Below are 16,382 nucleotides of genomic sequence, written 5' to 3' on the forward strand. Positions count from 1 at the left end.
ATTTTGAGATGGGCGAAAAAAATATTTTGGCGTATTTCAAAAGTCCTGAGGAAGCACAGGGAGCCGCTAGAAAACTGGAAGCACTCCGGGTAGCCGATGTGTCGATAGACCGATTTAGCCGGTATCCGCGGCAGTCTACGGGCAACGCCGGATTGCCTGTATTTTCAGGACAGATTAGCAGCTTGTCCTCACTGACACAGGGCGTGGACTTTACAGATGCAACTCCAGCAATACTGGCTGCGGCTGATCCGTCCGCCAGTGGCATGAGTGATGGAGGACAAGGCGGACCGACAGGCCGCGATATTTTGTTGACCGCTGTGGTGGATGAATCCATACATCATCAGGCGATGTCCATCGTGGAACAGGCGGGTGGAATGCTGTGAAAAGTTTGGAGGGAGCAGTGACCGATGTCCAAAAACAAACGGTTTGATAAAGTGCTGACCAAAACCGAAAAAATCAAACGCATACAATCTGCTAAAAATGAAGATGTTGAGTTCTCGGCAGATCAGGCAGATGCTGAGGATCTAGAAGCGATCCGGCGTAGCGAAGTAGCTGACCGTCGTCAGCAGCGTATCATAAACGACAATGAGTAGAATTTAATAAAACGGGTTATCCCCATCAACAATGATGATTTTGGGATAACCCGTCTTATTTGTGTTCTTTCCTCTTCCTATTCATTATCCGCTATATGCTGTTGCACTAAAAACAAGAGGACCGGAGACAAATGCAGTCGTCGCAGGCGTCTGATTTTCAATAATCAGTTGGTAGTTTTGCACGCCCAAAGGTGCAACGTCTACCGTTTCGACATTAAGAATAATATTGTTATCGAAGACATTCGATTCCAGTCCGTAATAAATTTCTTTGCCAGCTCTCCAAATCCGTACAAGCACTCTAATGTTGCCAGCACCGACAAAACGTAGTCCAATCGAGGCTTTTAACTCTACTCGGTTGTTGACAGCTCCAGGAATAGCAGGATCAATAAATACAGACGTCGTAGCAATTCCAAGTCCGGCTGGAGAAATCGGAACAGGAAGATTTATACCATTCGTGATAGGTGTAATAACACTGGCATTATAATCTAACACCGTCTTTGCCATACTAAATCACTCCTTTTCTAGTATATTGTATTGTATGTACTAGAGTTAAAGGTGCTTGGACTAAAAGAGAGAACAACAAATACAAGCTCTACAAAAAATATTTTGTACACGGATAATATCAGCTTTTTTGAACTCCTGTGCATGTATATAGTACAATGTAATGTATGCATGTGAAATGAGGAGGAAATGAAAACCATGTTGTGGAATGAAATTACAATACATACAACCGAAGAAGCCATCGAAATGATTTCGAATTTTCTGCACGAAGCAGGTGCAGGAGGGGTTTCCATTGAAGAATCTGGTTCGCTCAACAAGCCACGGGATACGTCCTATGGACAGTGGTATGATCGGCCTTTGAACGACATCCCTGAAGGACAAGCGATCATCAAAGGCTATTTTGCCGAAGAAGTGGACATGGATAGTATTCGTTCGCAGATTGAGCCGCGCGTCGAAGAATTGAGAACTTTCGATATTGATCCTGGCGAGGTTCAGTATGAGCTGAAAACAGTTGATGAGGATGACTGGGCAAATGCTTGGAAGCAATATTTCAAGCCTTTGCGTGTATCGGACCGTCTGACGATTAAACCCACTTGGGAGGAATATGAGCCTGCGAGTGAAGAGGAAAAAATCATTGAGCTGGACCCTGGTATGGCCTTTGGGACCGGAACGCATCCTACGACATCCCTTTGTCTGAGAACGCTGGAGTCTGTGATTAAGGGTGGAGAAGAAGTTATTGATGTCGGCACGGGTTCCGGTATTTTGGCCATTGGAGCTGTAAAGCTGGGAGCGAAGCATGTACTTGCCTTGGATTTGGACCCGGTGGCAGTATCCAGTGCGCGGGAAAATACGCGTTTGAACGGACTGGAGGAACGCATCACCATTAAAGAAAGTGATTTGCTATCTGTGCTTAATGCAAGCGATCCAACGCTGGGTATCCAGTTACCGGTCAAGCTGGTGGTAGCTAATATATTGGCAGAGATTATTCTGCTGTTCATTGATGATGTATATAAAGCCCTGGAACCAGGTGGTATTTATATTGCTTCAGGGATTTGGAAGAACAAAGAAGAGGTTGTCGAAACTGCTTTGAAAGCAGCTGGCTTTGAGATTGCCGAAATAAGCCGGGATGAAGATTGGCTGGCGTTTGTGGCGAGAAAGAGGTAAGTATGGATTTTCTACAAAATATTTTTCGTGTAAATTTAAATGTTCTTCCCTTTTATTTACTGGCTGTGATCATATCGTTCACGGTTCATGAGTTTGCACATGCGTATTATGCCAATAAATTTGGTGACCCTACAGCCAAGCTACTTGGGCGCGTGACTTTAAATCCGGCAGTGCATATTGATCTGCTGGGTACGCTGCTGCTGTTGATCGGAGGCTTTGGCTGGGCCAAGCCAGTTCCGGTTAATCGTGACAATTTTAGCCGTCCGCGCCTCATGGGCATTATCGTATCGGCTGCGGGTCCGCTGAGCAATCTGCTGCTTGCATTTGTTACTACTTTGATCTATGCCGTGCTCCTTCATTTTCAAGTATTGCCGGGGATGGAGAACCAACGGGTAGCTCAAGCAATCTATTTGTTTATCAATGCTCTGATCAATTTAAATCTATTTTTGTTTATCTTTAATTTGATCCCACTGCCTCCACTGGATGGATACCGGATTGTGGAAGATGTGGCCCCCACTCCTGTACGCCGCAAACTTCAGCAATTTGAACAGTGGTCGATCTTTATTTTTCTGCTTATACTGGTCATTCCGCAGGTTCGAGCTGTAACGATTGAACCTCTTTACACGCTGGCCCAGATGATTTATATACAGTTTTTGCAGTTCTCTTTTTATATCACTGGATTGTTTGGAGCCTAAGGGCTCCTTTTTTTACGAGAATAGGTAGGTATAAACTGAATAGAAGAGGGAACAGACTGGTCATACAGGCGCAAAAGATGATATGATGTTGCTTGGTGATTTATTCGGATTTTGTACGGAACGTTAGTGGATAACAGTTATTTTTAGAATGAGGATTTTGCAAAATCCAGGAATAGGTGTGAGAGAGAATGCAGCGTTATTTTATTCCGGCAGAGCAATTTCTAGAAGATCACGTGATTGTCGCGGGTGAGGACGCGCGGCATATCGCTAAAGTCATGCGGGGCCGTAGTGGTGACAAAATTATAGTTAGTGACGGGGTGTCTAAAGAAGCGCTGGTTGCTTTGGATACGATTGAGCAGGATCATATTACGGCGACGATTATTGAGCCGCTGAAGATGACCTCTGAACCACATGTGCAGGTCACCATCGCTCAGAGTCTTCCTAAAGGAGACAAGATGGAGACGGTGATGCAAAAATGTACAGAAATCGGAGCAACCGGGTTTGTACCGTTTTTGTCCGAGCGTACGGTCGTGCAGTATGATGCCAAAAAAGAAGGCAAGCGACTGGAGCGTTGGCGCAAGATTGTGAAGGAAGCGGCTGAACAAAGCCACCGTAATCGGATTCCAGAAATTAGCGCGCCCATGACGTGGAAAGAACTTCTGGCTTCTTTTGCTGGGTATGATTTGATATGTTATTGTTATGAAAAAGAGAAGGGTAAACAGCTACGGGATGTAATCCAGCCTTTGGCAGGACAATGGGCGTCGACGGACATGCCGCGTGTTCTGCTGGTGGTAGGCCCGGAAGGCGGCTTTACTGAAGCGGAAAGTCTGGAGGCCGAGCAGGCTGGAGCCCAGTCTACAGGACTGGGAAGACGTATTTTACGTGCTGAGACCGCAGGAATGGCTGCATTGGCATGCATTTTATATGAGACAGGAGAAATGGGAGGGGTTTAATATGCCGTCAGTGGCATTTTACACATTGGGCTGTAAGGTAAACTTTTATGATACAGAAGCGATCTGGCAGCTGTTTAAAAATGAAGGTTATGAACAGGTGGACTTTGATGAGCAGACTGCTGATGTCTATCTTATTAATACATGTACCGTTACGAATACCGGTGATAAAAAGAGTCGTCAGATTATTCGCCGTGCGATTCGCCGGAATCCAGATGCCATTGTGGCAGTGACGGGCTGTTACGCCCAGACTTCTCCTGCCGAAATTATGGATATTCCTGGCGTTGATCTCGTTATCGGGACTCAGGATCGGGACAAAATCATTCCGTTCGTGCAGGAAATTCAAGGGACGCGTCAACCGGTGAACGCCGTGCGCAATATTATGAAAACGCGTGTATTTGAGGAAATGGATGTGCCTGATTTTGCTAATCATACTCGGGCATTTTTGAAAATTCAGGATGGTTGCAATAACTTCTGTACCTTCTGCATCATTCCGTGGTCGCGGGGTCTATCCCGCAGTCGTGACGCTGCGAGTATTATTGCACAGGCGCGTCAACTGGTACACGCAGGCTACAAGGAAATAGTACTCACTGGTATCCATACAGGCGGTTATGGTGACGACATGGATAATTATGACCTATCTGATCTGCTGTGGGATCTGGAGAAGGTGGAAGGGCTGGAGCGTATCCGTATCAGTTCGATTGAAGCCAGCCAGATTGATGAAAAAATGCTTGATGTGCTGAACCGTTCCACTAAGCTGGTTCGTCATTTTCACATACCGCTTCAGGCGGGGGATGACACTGTATTGAAACGGATGCGTCGCAAGTACACGACAGAAGAGTTTTATAACAAAATGCTTATGATTCGCAAAGCAATGCCAGATGTAGCGATTACAACGGACGTGATTGTCGGCTTCCCTGGGGAGACGGATGAAATGTTCCGCAATGGCTATGAGCTGATGAAAAAAATCAGTTTTTCGGAAATGCACGTGTTCCCGTACTCCAAGCGCAGTGGAACTCCTGCGGCGCGTATGGAGGATCAGGTGGACGAAGACGTGAAAAATGCACGAGTGCATGAGCTGATACAACTGTCAGAGCAAATGCAACTGGCGTATGCTGAGAAGTTTGTAGGTCAGGTGCTGGAGGTCATTCCGGAAGTTGCGCCGAAAGGGACCGAAGATAGCGGCATACTCCATGGATATAGTGACAATTATATTCAACTGGCGTTTGAAGGTACTGAGGATCTGGTTGGCAAGGTATGCCGCGTGAAGCTGACGAAGGCAGGCATTAATGAAAGTGAAGGCCAATTGGTCCGCGTACTAGAGAATGGGCTGCAAACAGCTCTGTAAGAACAAAAAAAGCCTGAACAGGCAATAGAGATGGCAGACAAGGATTTCGCCTTTCCTTACAGAGAGGACGGAATCCTTGTTGCGCAAGGAAGGGAGATTACAGGATGGCAGCAAAAAAGGAAATTTCCGCAGGCGGCGTTGTGTTTCGCAAACAGGGGGAGCAGCTTGAAATTCAGCTCATTACTGACCGATATGGCAAGGTATCCTTGGCTAAAGGGAAAATGGAGTTGGGAGAAACAATCGAACAGACGGCTTTACGTGAAATTCGCGAGGAAACAGGGTTGAACGGGCGGATTATCCAGCATGTAGATATGATTGCTTATACGTATCAGCATCCAGAATTTGGGGAAGTAGATAAAGAAGTACATTATTATCTCGTAGAGGCACTGGATGGGGATTTACAGGCACAGATTGAAGAAATTAAAGGAGTTGCGTGGCATACGCCTGAGGAAGCATGGCGTCTCCAGCGCCAGGGTGGATATGACAATAATGATGTCATTTTAAGCAAGGCGCTGTCCATGCTAGGAATTAATGTTTGATTCTGTGGGGAGATATACGATCCTCTAAACGCGTCCACACAGGTAGATAGCAGAGAGGCAAGACCAGCAGAGAGCTAATAACGTTAAACAGAGTTTGGGCATGGGCTACCTTGGCTCCGGGCTCGGTAGATATCCAGGCAGCGGTCATCTCTAGGCCAGGGATCAACGGCATAAAGAGCAAGGCTCCGCCGACGTTCAGCAGCACGTGGGACCAGGCTACAAATTTGCCGGATACGCTGCCGCCAACAGCGGCAATCAGGGCGGTTACGCAGGTGCCTACATTGGAGCCGATGACGATGGCGATCCCCACATCGGCTGGCAAGGCTCCAGCAGCGGCAAGGCTAATCGCCATGCCAATGACGGCTGCGCTACTGTGAACCAGCGCGGTCAGGCAGGCTCCAGCAGCGAACGCCCACCACATGTTGGCTGCAGCGTGATCAAGAAACCAACGGAATAGTCCTGCCTGCTCAATCCAGGGTCCGACCGACTGCATCACGCGAATACCCGCCAGAATCAGCGAAAATCCAGCAAAGACGAGGCTGATATATTGTACAGCCTGCGGACGGCTGAGCCCATTGGAGCCGGATGAAGCTCCGGCAGACACATACTGGCGACTGGGGACAGCTTCACTCCACAGGACGGTAGTGCTCCAGCAGAGCAGTGAGCCGCAGAGCAGCGGAATAGCCAGCTTGCCGAGCTGGAGCCCCATCAGCTCGGTGGTCAGGCAGGTGCCGATATTGGTGCCGAGAATGATGCCGAGCGTGCGGCCGTAGGTCAACAGCCCGGCGTTGACCAGTCCGATCGTTAGCACCGTTACGGCGGTGCTGCTTTGCAGCAGGGCGGTAATGCCTGAGCTGAACAGCATGCCCCGCCAAGGGGAAACTGTGGCGTGGTTCAACCAGCGGGTGAGGAAGGGGCCGGCCAAATGCCGGAGGGCTGCTTCCATCAGCTTCATCCCGCCCAAAAAAATAAACAGCCCGCCGCACAGCGGCAAAATAACGTGTATAAACACGAGCATAGCCCCCTTTTCTAGGTGAAAATACTTATGTAACAGCCTATGATCTACCGAGGACAGCCATGACAAGCATGGCCGAGCTGTTTTTTTATAGAACGATAATTTTTGTAGTATCTTCACAAGCTTTAAAAGCGTGACGTCGATATACAGGCGGGCAGTAGCGAAGCGGATCATTTGAATCTGGAGAAGCGAGAGCGTTCGCCTTTGCAGGGGGATTCTTACCATTAAAATCATTTATAAAATCCAAAGAATCCCCGTGCAACAGCGATCGTAAGATCAAATGATCCGCGGAGCCGCGCCCCTATCGAACAACGTTTTAACACTTTGAGTAATCTAAGAATGGGAGTGAAGGATTTTGCCTTCAGTAATATTAGAACGCAGCCGTAAAAAAAGGCTGGAGCATGCACACCCTTGGGTGTTTAAAAACGAAATAGCCAAGATTGAGGGTGACCCAGAGGCAGGCGATTTGGTCAGCATCGTTAACCATCAGGGGCGTTATTTGGCGACAGGTTACTATAATCCGGCTTCACAAATTACAGTACGTGTGATGTCCTATGAGCCGCTGGAAGCAATGGATCAAAACTTTTTTGCCCAACGCTTTCGCAAATGTCTGGAGCACCGCCAACGTTTTGTGACCGGGGGAGACGCTTATCGGTTGGTGTACGGCGAGGCTGATTTTTTGCCTGGACTGATTGTAGATCGATTTGGTGATGTGTTGGTCGTGCAGTTGTTAACGCTTGGCATGGATCGGCGCAGGGAAGAAATCAGGGATGCGCTCGTTGAAGTAGTGGGTCCTGTTGGTATATATGAGCGCAGTGATGTATCCATCCGAGAGCTGGAAGGATTGGAACAAACAAAGGGTCCTTTGTACGGTGATTGCCCGCGTCATGTAGTGGTGACGGAAAATGGGCTACACATCAAGGTTGATATCGTAGAGGGCCAGAAGACGGGTTATTTCTTTGACCAGCGTGAAAATCGTGCGGCCATAGCACCGTTGATGACAGGTTGGGGAGCACGTAGTGGAATTACGCTACAAGAAGTTGCTACAGACTCAGGGGACGCTGGCACAATGGTCATGAAGCCAGTGAATAAAAGTGGTAAGGTTGTTGAATTCCCATTCTGGGATGGCGCAACCGTATTGGAATGTTTTTCGCATACGGGAAGCTTTACGCTCAATGCCTGTAAACATGGTGCTAAAAAAGTAACTTGTCTTGATATTTCTGAGCATGCGATTGAAAGTGCGCGGGATAATGTCAAGCTGAATGGTTTTGAGGAACGCGTCGAGTTTGTCGTCGACGATGCTTTTCAATATTTGCGCAAGCAAGTGAAAGGTGTAGAGGAACGCAATGCACGAGCCGGGGGCAAAGGAGATACATCCAAGCCGCTGACAGCAGGTGGCGGACGCACCTTTGATGTGGTCATTCTCGATCCGCCAGCCTTTGCCAAAACGAAGAACGCTGTCAAAGGAGCTACACGTGGGTATAAAGATATCAACCTGCATGGGATGAAGCTTGTCAATGAGGGCGGCTATCTGGTGACAGCGAGCTGTTCGTTCCATATGCGGCCAGAGCTGTTTTTGGACACTATTAAGGAAGCGGCGGCAGATGCCGGCAAAATCCTTCGTCTGGTAGACTGGAGAGCGGCTGGTAAGGATCATCCTCAAATTTTGGGTGTGGAGGAAGGCCATTACTTGAAATTCGCCATCTTTGAGGTGCGCAGCCGGACACAGCTTTAGGTTTCATACAAAATCAAAGTCAATCGCCTTTTTGGTGATTAAATAGGTAAAATAGACTCATTTTAGGTATAAATCAGTCCTGTAGAGAAGGCATGCACCAAGCCAACCTGCGGGACTGATTTATTTTTAGGGGGAGGATGAATTGCTACAACATGGCAAACGTACGTTCTTTTCTCCCTTGCCTGATATGCTATACTGTTTAATAGAATGTTGTTCGTTGGAAAGGAGGCCGCATCATGTCGGTCCGCTTGTTGATTGGCCGCTCTGGTAGTGGTAAAAGTACGTTAATCCGCAATGAAATGACGTCTATGTTACGCGAGGAGCCGCTAGGTAAGCCTATGCTGTTACTTGTACCGGAGCAATCGTCATTTGCTTCCGAGCATGCGTTACTTACAGAAGCCGGAAACGGTATTCAGGGGTCGGTGCGCGCCCAAGTGATGGGATTTCATCGTCTTGCCTATTTAGTTATGCAGGAAACCGGGGGTTCAGCATTGGTGCCTGTAACGGAAGAAGGCAAGAAGATGCTTTTATATAAAATTATTCGTCGTCGCAAGGATGAACTGAGCTTGTTTAAGGATTCGGGAGACCAGCTCGGCTTTGTGGATCGGTTGAATACATTGTTTACGGAGCTAAAGCAGTATGGAAATGATACTCGGTCTGTACCCGAGCAACTGGAGCGAATGAACGCTGCGGGAGAGTCAACTCCGATTTTGCGCGGCAAGCTCAAAGATATCAGTCTAATCTATGAGGATTTTGAACGAGAGCTGACGCTTAAATATATTGACGGTGAAGATACGTTGCGCATGCTGGCAGAACAGATTGCTGAGTCTTCCCTTGTGCGTGGAGCAGATATTTGGATGGATGGCTACCGCAGGTTTACACCACATGAATACAAGGTGGTGGAGCAGCTTATGCTGCATGCCTCTTCGTTGACGGTGGCGCTGACTTGCAACCGCAGCTACGAGAGCGGACAGCTTCCGCATGAGTTGGATTTGTTTCATCCCTCAGCGGCTACGTATGTAAAGCTCAAAGGAATGGCGGATGAGCTGATGATAGAGACGCAGACACAATTACTGCGCCCTGATCCGCTGCCGAGATTTAAGGAGCGTCCAGCGTTGGCATATTTGGAGGCTAACTTTGAACATCGTACAGGGTTACGGAATCAGGAACAACGGATGCGGCTGCAGCAGCTACGAGAGCAGTGGACAGAAGAACAGCCGGAGGGCATAAAACTGTACACTGCGGCGAATCGCCGTGCAGAGCTGGAAGGGGCTGTACGCGAAATGCGCCGTCTGGCCCGAGATGAAGGCGCGCGTTACCGGGAGATGGCTCTGTTTGTACGTCATATTGAAGATTATGAGCCATGGGTGGAACCGGTATTCAAACAGTATGAGGTTCCAGTATTTCTGGATCAGCGAAGAAGTGTATTACATCATCCTTTGGTGGAATTGATTCGGGCTTCGCTGGATATCGTGCAGCGGCGTTGGCGGTATGAGGATGTATTCCGTGCGGTCAAAACAGACCTTCTACTGCCGCTGGACGGTCGGGTGAGCCGCGAGGAGATGGACCGTTTGGAAAACTATGTTCTGGCCTGCGGAATACAAGGCAGCCGTTGGACAGATGGTCGGCCGTGGCAGGCTGTACCCAGCTTGTCACTGGAGCTGGAGGAGCAGGAACGGAACCGTAGGCGGGATGAAACGTTGGATTTGATGGAGCTATGCCGGGATGTGATCGTGACGCCTTTACGTGCGTTTGAGAAACGTGTGGGCAAGGCACGAACTGCACTTGAGAAGTGTGAAGCGGTATATCTGTTACTGGAAGATGCAGAAATCGGCCACAAGCTGGACGCCTTCATTCATCAGGCAGAGGAAGCAGGAAACCCTGAGCAGGCCAAGGAGCATCGTCAGGTATGGGATGCAGTGCTTGAACTACTGGATCAGATCGTCGAAATGATGGGTGATGAGAGACTGGATACCTCTTTGTTTGCGGGCGTGCTGGAAACGGGATTGGCCGAGTTCCGTATGGGACTTGTTCCGCCAGCTCTGGATCAGGTTCTGGTCGGAAACACGGACCGTACACGTGTGTCCGGTATTCAACATGCCTTTGTGCTAGGTATGAACGAAGGTGTGATGCCGGCTGTGTTCCATGAGGACGGTGTGCTGAATGAGCAGGAGCGTACGGCATTAAACGAACGAGGCGTAGAGCTGGCGCCGGATATGACAAGACGTCTGTTGGACGAACGTTTTCTCGCTTATACGGCCCTTACCTCAGCCAGTAAAAGCCTGTGGATGAGCTATGCAGTGACTGATGAAGAAGGCAAGTCATTGTTGCCGTCTGAGTTAGTACGACATGTGCGGCACCTGTTTCCTAGTCTGGACGAACGTCCGTTGGCTGGATACCCTTTGCCTGGGGATGCTTGGACGACGCAATGGGAGTATGCTTCTCATCCGTCCGAGGCTTTGCCGCAGCTCACTGCGCAATTACGGCATTGGCGACGTGGCGGTGACATTTTATCTCCTTGGTGGGAGGTATATAACTGGTATGCAAGCCAGCAAGGGCGTGAGAAGGACAAGCTGCGTCAGCTGTTGACCTCACTTTTTTATGAGAACCATGCCAAAATGCAGAAGGAAACAAGCCGCCGTCTGTACGGTAGCAAGCTGCGTACCAGCGTATCTCGTATGGAACGTTTTGTGGCATGTCCATTTTCGCACTTTGCCTCTCACGGTCTTCGTTTGAAGGAACGTCAAATGTATCGCCTGAAGGCCCCGGATATCGGACAATTATTCCATGCAGCGCTTGGAGAGATGGCGATCAATCTGCGTAAACGCAATGTCAGCTGGGGCAGTCTCAGCACCGAGGAATGCCGACAAGAGGCGGAAAGTACAGTGGAGCGTTTGGCTCCTCGTCTGCAAGGCGAGATTTTAATGAGCTCCAAGCGGTATGGCTACATTTTGCGCAAATTGAAAGACATCGTGAGCCGTGCTTCGTTGATTTTAGGTGAACATGCGCGAAGAGGTAGTTTTGAGCCGATTGGGCTGGAGTTGGACTTTGGACCGGGTCAGCAGCTTCCTCCGTTAAGCTTCCGGTTAGATAACGGCGTTGTGATGGAAATTGTCGGACGGATTGACCGTGTAGATGTGGCAGAGGGAGAAAAGGGGTTACTTTTGCGTGTCATCGATTACAAATCTAGCCAAAAGGATCTCAAGCTGCATGAAGTGTACTATGGCCTGTCCTTGCAAATGCTCACCTACCTGGATGTGCTGCTGAATGCGGCGGAGGAATGGTTGGGCGAGACAGCTTATCCAGCGGGTACCCTGTATTTTCACGTCCACAATCCGATGTTGCAGTCGCCTAACGGTCTTAGCGCAGAACAGGCCCGTCAGGAGCTTTTGAAACGTTTTAAGATGAAAGGATTATTGCTTGCAGATCGGGATGTAGTTGGACAAATGGATACAGCATTGGACAAAGGATATTCCTCTATTTTACCTGTTGCGGTGAAAGCAGACGGCAGTTTTTATAGCAGTGCTTCGGTTGCTTCGCCGGAACAGTGGGACAGCTTGTTAGCCTCGGTGCGTAATAATATTCGGACGATTGGCACACGGATGACAGAGGGCGATGTGGCCATTGAACCTTATCGAATCCAGCAAGAGACGGCTTGTACCTTCTGTTCTTTTAAGCCTGTTTGTCAATTTGACGACAGTCTGGAGGGCAGTGGCTACAATCAATGGGGTAAACCCGGTAAGGATCAAATCTGGAATCTGTTGGGTCATACACAGGAAGGGAAAGGAGGAATGGACCAATGATAGGCACGTCAAACACTAAAGACATGCCGAAGCCGGAAGGCAGTATGTGGAGCGATGACCAGTGGCGTGCCATTTCGGAATCGGGTAACAACATGCTGGTCGCGGCAGCGGCAGGGTCTGGTAAAACAGCGGTGCTCGTAGAGCGTATTATTCGTAAAATTGTCGATCCCCAGCTTGGCTTCAGCGTGGATCGGTTGCTGGTGGCAACCTTTACGAAGGCTGCAGCCGCTGAAATGCGTCAACGGATACGTGAAGCGTTGGAACGTATGCTAGAGCAGGAACCGGAAAGTGAGCATGTACGCCGCCAGCTGTCGTTGCTGAATCGGGCCTCGATTACAACGCTTCACTCATTTTGTATGGAGGTCATCCGCAGGCATTATCAGGCCATTCCCCTTGATCCCAGTTTTCGGATTATGAATGAGCATGAGACAGAATTGCTGCGTCAGGAGCTTCTAGAAGAACTGTTTGAGGAGAAATATGAGGCTCATGATGAAGGCAGTACATTCCGCAGACTGGTCGACTGGTTTAGTGGAGAACGCACCGATGATGCAATGTACGTGCTTGTTCAGCGGTTGTATGATTTTTCTCAAAGTCATCCTTGGCCAGAACATTGGCTGCGGGAGACAGCGGCAGCATTTCGTGTACAGGATGTAGCCGCTTTGGGAGAGACTCCCTGGGTTCGCAGCATTTTGGCGGATGCCGTACTTTCTTTGCGCGGAGCAGCGAGCTTGCTGGAACAGGCGCATGAAACAGCTATGCAGCCCGGCGGTCCTGCGCCTTATGCCGTGACGCTGCAAGAGGATGCGACGATGGTGAAGGGATTGCTGCAAGAACTGGAGACACAGCCGTGGGCATCTCTATATGATCATTTTCAGGCAGCTGCCTTCGGTAAGCTCAAGCCGGTCAAAAAAGATCAGACTGAGCCTGCATTGCAGGAACGGGTTAAGACGCTGCGCGAAGCAGCCAAAAAAATGATTACAGATATGAAGGCTTCCCTGTTTGGCAGGAGAGCAGAAGCCTATTGGGAGGAGCTGCACGCCGCGGCTCCGCTGATGGACGAATTGGTAGAAACCGTGATTGTATTTGGGGAACGATTTCAACAGCACAAGCAGTCAAAAGGGTTGGTGGATTTCGGAGATTTGGAACATTATTGTCTGAAAATATTACGACATCCTGATTCTACTCCGTACAAGCTACTACCTTCCGACGCTGCACTCGAATACAAGGCGCAATTTGACGAGGTGCTGTTGGATGAGTATCAGGATACGAATACCGTACAGGAAGATATCGTTAGGCTGGTATCACGGGAGGAACCGGGTAACCGTTTTATGGTGGGCGACGTGAAACAGAGTATTTATCGGTTTCGGCTGGCGGAGCCGGGTCTGTTTTTGAATAAGTATCAACGGTACGGCATGCAGGAGCAGGAAGATGGCTTTTTAGTTGATCTGGCACGTAATTTCCGCAGTCGGCAGGAAGTTGTCGATGCGGTCAATTTGGTCTTCCGCCAGATTATGAGTGTGGATGTGGCGGAAATTGAGTACGATGAACGAGCCTGGCTGGTACACGGCGCATCCTATCCCGACCCGTCGGATCAAGACACCGCATCTGTATATGCACCTGAGCTGCTCTTAGTTGATAAGGGTGGACAGGGTCTTTCCGAGGCTTCGGAGCTGTCCGAAACGGGGGACGAATCTGCTCTACAGGAAAGTGAGCTGGCTGAGCTTGCGGAGCTAGAAACGGCACAGTTAGAGGCTCGTGCGATCGCGCAACGGATTAAAGAACTGACCGGAGACACTGGACAACCACTGTTGATTTACGACAGAGGATTAAAAGCGATGCGCCCGGCAGTCTACGGCGATATCGTCATTTTGCTTCGTTCCGCAAGCGTGTGGGCCCCCCTAATTGTAGAGGAACTGCGGCTTGAGGGCATTCTGGCTTCAGGGGAGCAGACGACAGGATTTTTTAAAGCAACGGAAGTTGAGGTGATGTTGTCTCTGCTGCACATTATTGATAATCCGCAGCAGGACATCCCGCTTGCATCCGTGCTTCGTTCGCCGATTGTTGGCTTGACCGAAGATGAACTTGCACAAATTCGGTTGGAGAAGCCGGATGGATTATTTTATGACGCATTGCTGGCGGCGGCAGAAGCTGACCCACTGGAAGAAAGTGAAAAAGGGATCTCAGCTGACATCATGGAGTTGGATCTTTTCCCTAAGGACTCTTTATCTTCATCTGACTTTGGTAATAGAAATGACGGGAATACGTTATCTGCCCGACTACGTTCATTTTTGCGTAATTTGAAAGCCTGGCGGCAGGAAGCCCGACAAGGAAGCTTAAGTGCATTGATTTGGAATGTGCTGGAGGAAACAGGATATCTGGATTGGGTCGGTGGACTGCCTGGCGGCTCACAGCGTCAAAGCAATTTGCGGGCGCTATATGACCGAGCGAGACAGTATGAGACTTCTACGTCCAACCGAGGATTGTTCCGATTTCTGACCTTCATTTCCCGTCTACGGGAGCGAGGCGGTGATTTAGGATCCATTAGCGGGGGGACTGAACCCGATCAGGCTGTCCGTATTATGACCATTCATAAAAGTAAAGGACTTGAATTCCCTATCGTGTTTATTGCCGGGACAGCAAAAATGTTCAATCAACAGGATCTCAATGCGCCGTTTCTTATGCACAAGGAGTTGGGGTTTGGTCCTAAATATGTGGAGGAACAAAATCGTGTCAGCTACCCTACGCTGCCTAATTTAGCGATCCGCCGACGCTCACAGCTGGAGCTATTGGCTGAGGAAATGCGGGTGTTATACGTGGCGCTTACGCGTCCGCGTGAAAAGCTGATTATGACCGGAACCGTGAAGGATCTCGCTTCGCGCGCAGTGGGTTGGGCACGTGCCAAAGAACATACGGAAACGGTATTACCAGACTATATGCTGGCGGCAGGCCGCAGCTATCTGGACTGGGTAGGTCCTGCTTTGATTCGGCATCCTTCTGCTACTTTGTTGAGGGAAGCGGCAGGTGATCAGGATGGGTACTATCACAGGCTGGAACATATGCGGGGAACAGACTGGTTATTTAAAATCGTAGCCTCGGAAACACTTTCCGGCTCTCGTGTGAACTCAGATCATGAGGAAGAGGTGTCGGGCGAAGAACGCCAAAAGAAGACAGAAGCACTGAGAAATGCGGAGCTAATCGACTTGAACGAAGAGAGTGAAACGGATATTGAAGCTGCTCTTTCCTGGATCTATCCGTATGAACGGGCTGGCAAGACGGCAGCCAATACATCGGTTACTGAGATGAAAAGATGGCTGGAAATGCAGGAAATGGGTTCGGACGATTGGCTGAATCTATCTAACTCTCTACTAGCAGAGTCACCGGAGGATCGGGAGGATTCTCACACTGGGGGAAGTCAATTACACTTGCGCAGACCTAAGTTTATGGGGAATCAGCGACTGACTCCAACGGAACGAGGAACAGTCTATCATACGTTGATGCTGCATTTGCCATTAGATGAGGGGATGAGCGCCGAAGTTATTGAGGAAACCAAGGCTCGTTTGCTCAATCAGCGTATGTTACTGGATGTTCATGCAAAGGCGCTAGATACGGATAAAATATTACGCTTTTTCACTAGTGAGCTGGGTAGCAGAATGCTGAGGGCATCCCATGTTCAAAGAGAGCTTCCGTTTACTTATACCATGCGGGCAACCGATTACTGGAACCACAGCTTACCATCAATGTCACCAGGACAAGAAACAGATTCGGAAGGTGGACAGGACGGCGATAAAGTGCTGATGAACGGGATTATTGACTGTCTATTTGAAACTCCCGAAGGACTCGTGCTGGTAGATTATAAAACAGATCGGATATCTGAATATCGTACATTGTCCCATTTAACAGACCAATATCGTTTTCAATTGGAGCTGTATGCCCGTGTGATCGAAGAGATTACAAGCAAAAAGGTTGCTGAGAAGTGGCTGTATTTTTTAGAAGCTGGAGAGAGTGTACAGCTGTAGTTATATAGATAGGGAGAGGAGGA

The 16,382-nt window shown here is 49.1% G+C and carries 12 protein-coding genes; 10 read left to right on the forward strand and 2 right to left on the reverse strand.

The features are described 5' to 3' along the window. Nucleotides 1–8 precede the first annotated feature (8 nt). On the forward strand, nucleotides 9–383 hold the full coding sequence (locus tag WA407_RS14580) for a hypothetical protein (RefSeq protein WP_013311164.1): 375 nt from the start codon (nucleotides 9–11) through the stop codon (nucleotides 381–383). Between the two features lie 24 nt (nucleotides 384–407). Next, nucleotides 408–593, forward strand: coding sequence for a YfhD family protein (locus WA407_RS14585; protein ID WP_235309326.1), 186 nt, complete (start codon nucleotides 408–410; stop codon nucleotides 591–593). Nucleotides 594–677: 84 nt separating this feature from the next. Here WA407_RS14585 and WA407_RS14590 read toward each other — a convergent pair whose 3' ends face one another. Next, nucleotides 678–1,097, reverse strand: coding sequence for a hypothetical protein (locus tag WA407_RS14590; protein ID WP_039272296.1), 420 nt, complete (start codon nucleotides 1,095–1,097; stop codon nucleotides 678–680). Between the two features lie 195 nt (nucleotides 1,098–1,292). Here WA407_RS14590 and prmA point away from each other — a divergent pair, with 195 nt between their 5' ends. The 5 genes from prmA to WA407_RS14615 all read left to right on the forward strand — a co-directional run bounded on the left by prmA (nucleotide 1,293) and on the right by WA407_RS14615 (nucleotide 5,790). Further along, nucleotides 1,293–2,258 (forward strand): 50S ribosomal protein L11 methyltransferase, encoded by a 966-nt coding sequence (gene prmA / locus WA407_RS14595; protein WP_069290019.1) that lies wholly within the window; start codon nucleotides 1,293–1,295, stop codon nucleotides 2,256–2,258. Between the two features lie 2 nt (nucleotides 2,259–2,260). Then, nucleotides 2,261–2,953: a site-2 protease family protein gene (locus WA407_RS14600; RefSeq protein ID WP_023989504.1), complete on the forward strand. Its 693-nt coding sequence runs from the start codon at nucleotides 2,261–2,263 to the stop codon at nucleotides 2,951–2,953. A 188-nt stretch (nucleotides 2,954–3,141) separates the two neighbouring features. Further along, a complete protein-coding gene (locus WA407_RS14605) occupies nucleotides 3,142–3,906 on the forward strand; it encodes a 16S rRNA (uracil(1498)-N(3))-methyltransferase (protein WP_235309328.1) in 765 nt (254 codons plus the stop codon). A gap of 1 nt (nucleotide 3,907) precedes the next feature. Further along, the gene (gene mtaB, locus WA407_RS14610) at nucleotides 3,908–5,251 is read left to right on the forward strand and encodes a tRNA (N(6)-L-threonylcarbamoyladenosine(37)-C(2))-methylthiotransferase MtaB (RefSeq protein ID WP_235309330.1); all 1,344 of its coding nucleotides are present in this window, start codon (nucleotides 3,908–3,910) and stop codon (nucleotides 5,249–5,251) included. 104 nt (nucleotides 5,252–5,355) lie between these two features. Continuing rightward, a complete protein-coding gene (locus tag WA407_RS14615; protein ID WP_013311157.1) occupies nucleotides 5,356–5,790 on the forward strand; it encodes an NUDIX hydrolase in 435 nt (144 codons plus the stop codon). Here WA407_RS14615 and WA407_RS14620 read toward each other — a convergent pair. After that, on the reverse strand, nucleotides 5,780–6,802 hold the full coding sequence (locus WA407_RS14620) for a Na/Pi cotransporter family protein (RefSeq protein ID WP_336077664.1): 1,023 nt from the start codon (nucleotides 6,800–6,802) through the stop codon (nucleotides 5,780–5,782). The two genes, WA407_RS14615 and WA407_RS14620, sit on opposite strands and share 11 nt — an antisense overlap. A 358-nt stretch (nucleotides 6,803–7,160) precedes the next feature. On the opposite strand from WA407_RS14620, the gene WA407_RS14625 reads away from it, so the two are divergent. From WA407_RS14625 to addA, 3 genes are all read left to right on the forward strand, one after another. Beyond that, a complete protein-coding gene (locus tag WA407_RS14625) occupies nucleotides 7,161–8,540 on the forward strand; it encodes a class I SAM-dependent rRNA methyltransferase (RefSeq protein WP_336077647.1) in 1,380 nt (459 codons plus the stop codon). A gap of 236 nt (nucleotides 8,541–8,776) precedes the next feature. Then, nucleotides 8,777–12,343 (forward strand): helicase-exonuclease AddAB subunit AddB, encoded by a 3,567-nt coding sequence (gene addB, locus WA407_RS14630; RefSeq protein WP_336077648.1) that lies wholly within the window; start codon nucleotides 8,777–8,779, stop codon nucleotides 12,341–12,343. Beyond that, a complete protein-coding gene (gene addA / locus WA407_RS14635; protein ID WP_336077649.1) occupies nucleotides 12,340–16,359 on the forward strand; it encodes a helicase-exonuclease AddAB subunit AddA in 4,020 nt (1,339 codons plus the stop codon). Before addB ends, addA begins: the two co-directional genes overlap by 4 nt. Nucleotides 16,360–16,382: the final 23 nt, after the last annotated feature.

Source organism: Paenibacillus sp. 203 (assembly GCF_037027525.1).
In the GTDB taxonomy this organism is placed as follows: domain Bacteria; phylum Bacillota; class Bacilli; order Paenibacillales; family Paenibacillaceae; genus Paenibacillus; species Paenibacillus polymyxa_B.

Coding starts and splice junctions, on each gene's coding strand:
- WA407_RS14580 (WP_013311164.1), top strand. CDS start 9: ATGGGCGAAAAAAATATTTTGGCGTATTTCAAAAGTCCTGAGGAAGCA.
- WA407_RS14585 (WP_235309326.1), top strand. CDS start 408: ATGTCCAAAAACAAACGGTTTGATAAAGTGCTGACCAAAACCGAAAAA.
- WA407_RS14590 (WP_039272296.1), bottom strand. CDS start 1,097: ATGGCAAAGACGGTGTTAGATTATAATGCCAGTGTTATTACACCTATC.
- prmA (WP_069290019.1), top strand. CDS start 1,293: ATGTTGTGGAATGAAATTACAATACATACAACCGAAGAAGCCATCGAA.
- WA407_RS14600 (WP_023989504.1), top strand. CDS start 2,261: ATGGATTTTCTACAAAATATTTTTCGTGTAAATTTAAATGTTCTTCCC.
- WA407_RS14605 (WP_235309328.1), top strand. CDS start 3,142: ATGCAGCGTTATTTTATTCCGGCAGAGCAATTTCTAGAAGATCACGTG.
- mtaB (WP_235309330.1), top strand. CDS start 3,908: ATGCCGTCAGTGGCATTTTACACATTGGGCTGTAAGGTAAACTTTTAT.
- WA407_RS14615 (WP_013311157.1), top strand. CDS start 5,356: ATGGCAGCAAAAAAGGAAATTTCCGCAGGCGGCGTTGTGTTTCGCAAA.
- addB (WP_336077648.1), top strand. CDS start 8,777: ATGTCGGTCCGCTTGTTGATTGGCCGCTCTGGTAGTGGTAAAAGTACG.
- addA (WP_336077649.1), top strand. CDS start 12,340: ATGATAGGCACGTCAAACACTAAAGACATGCCGAAGCCGGAAGGCAGT.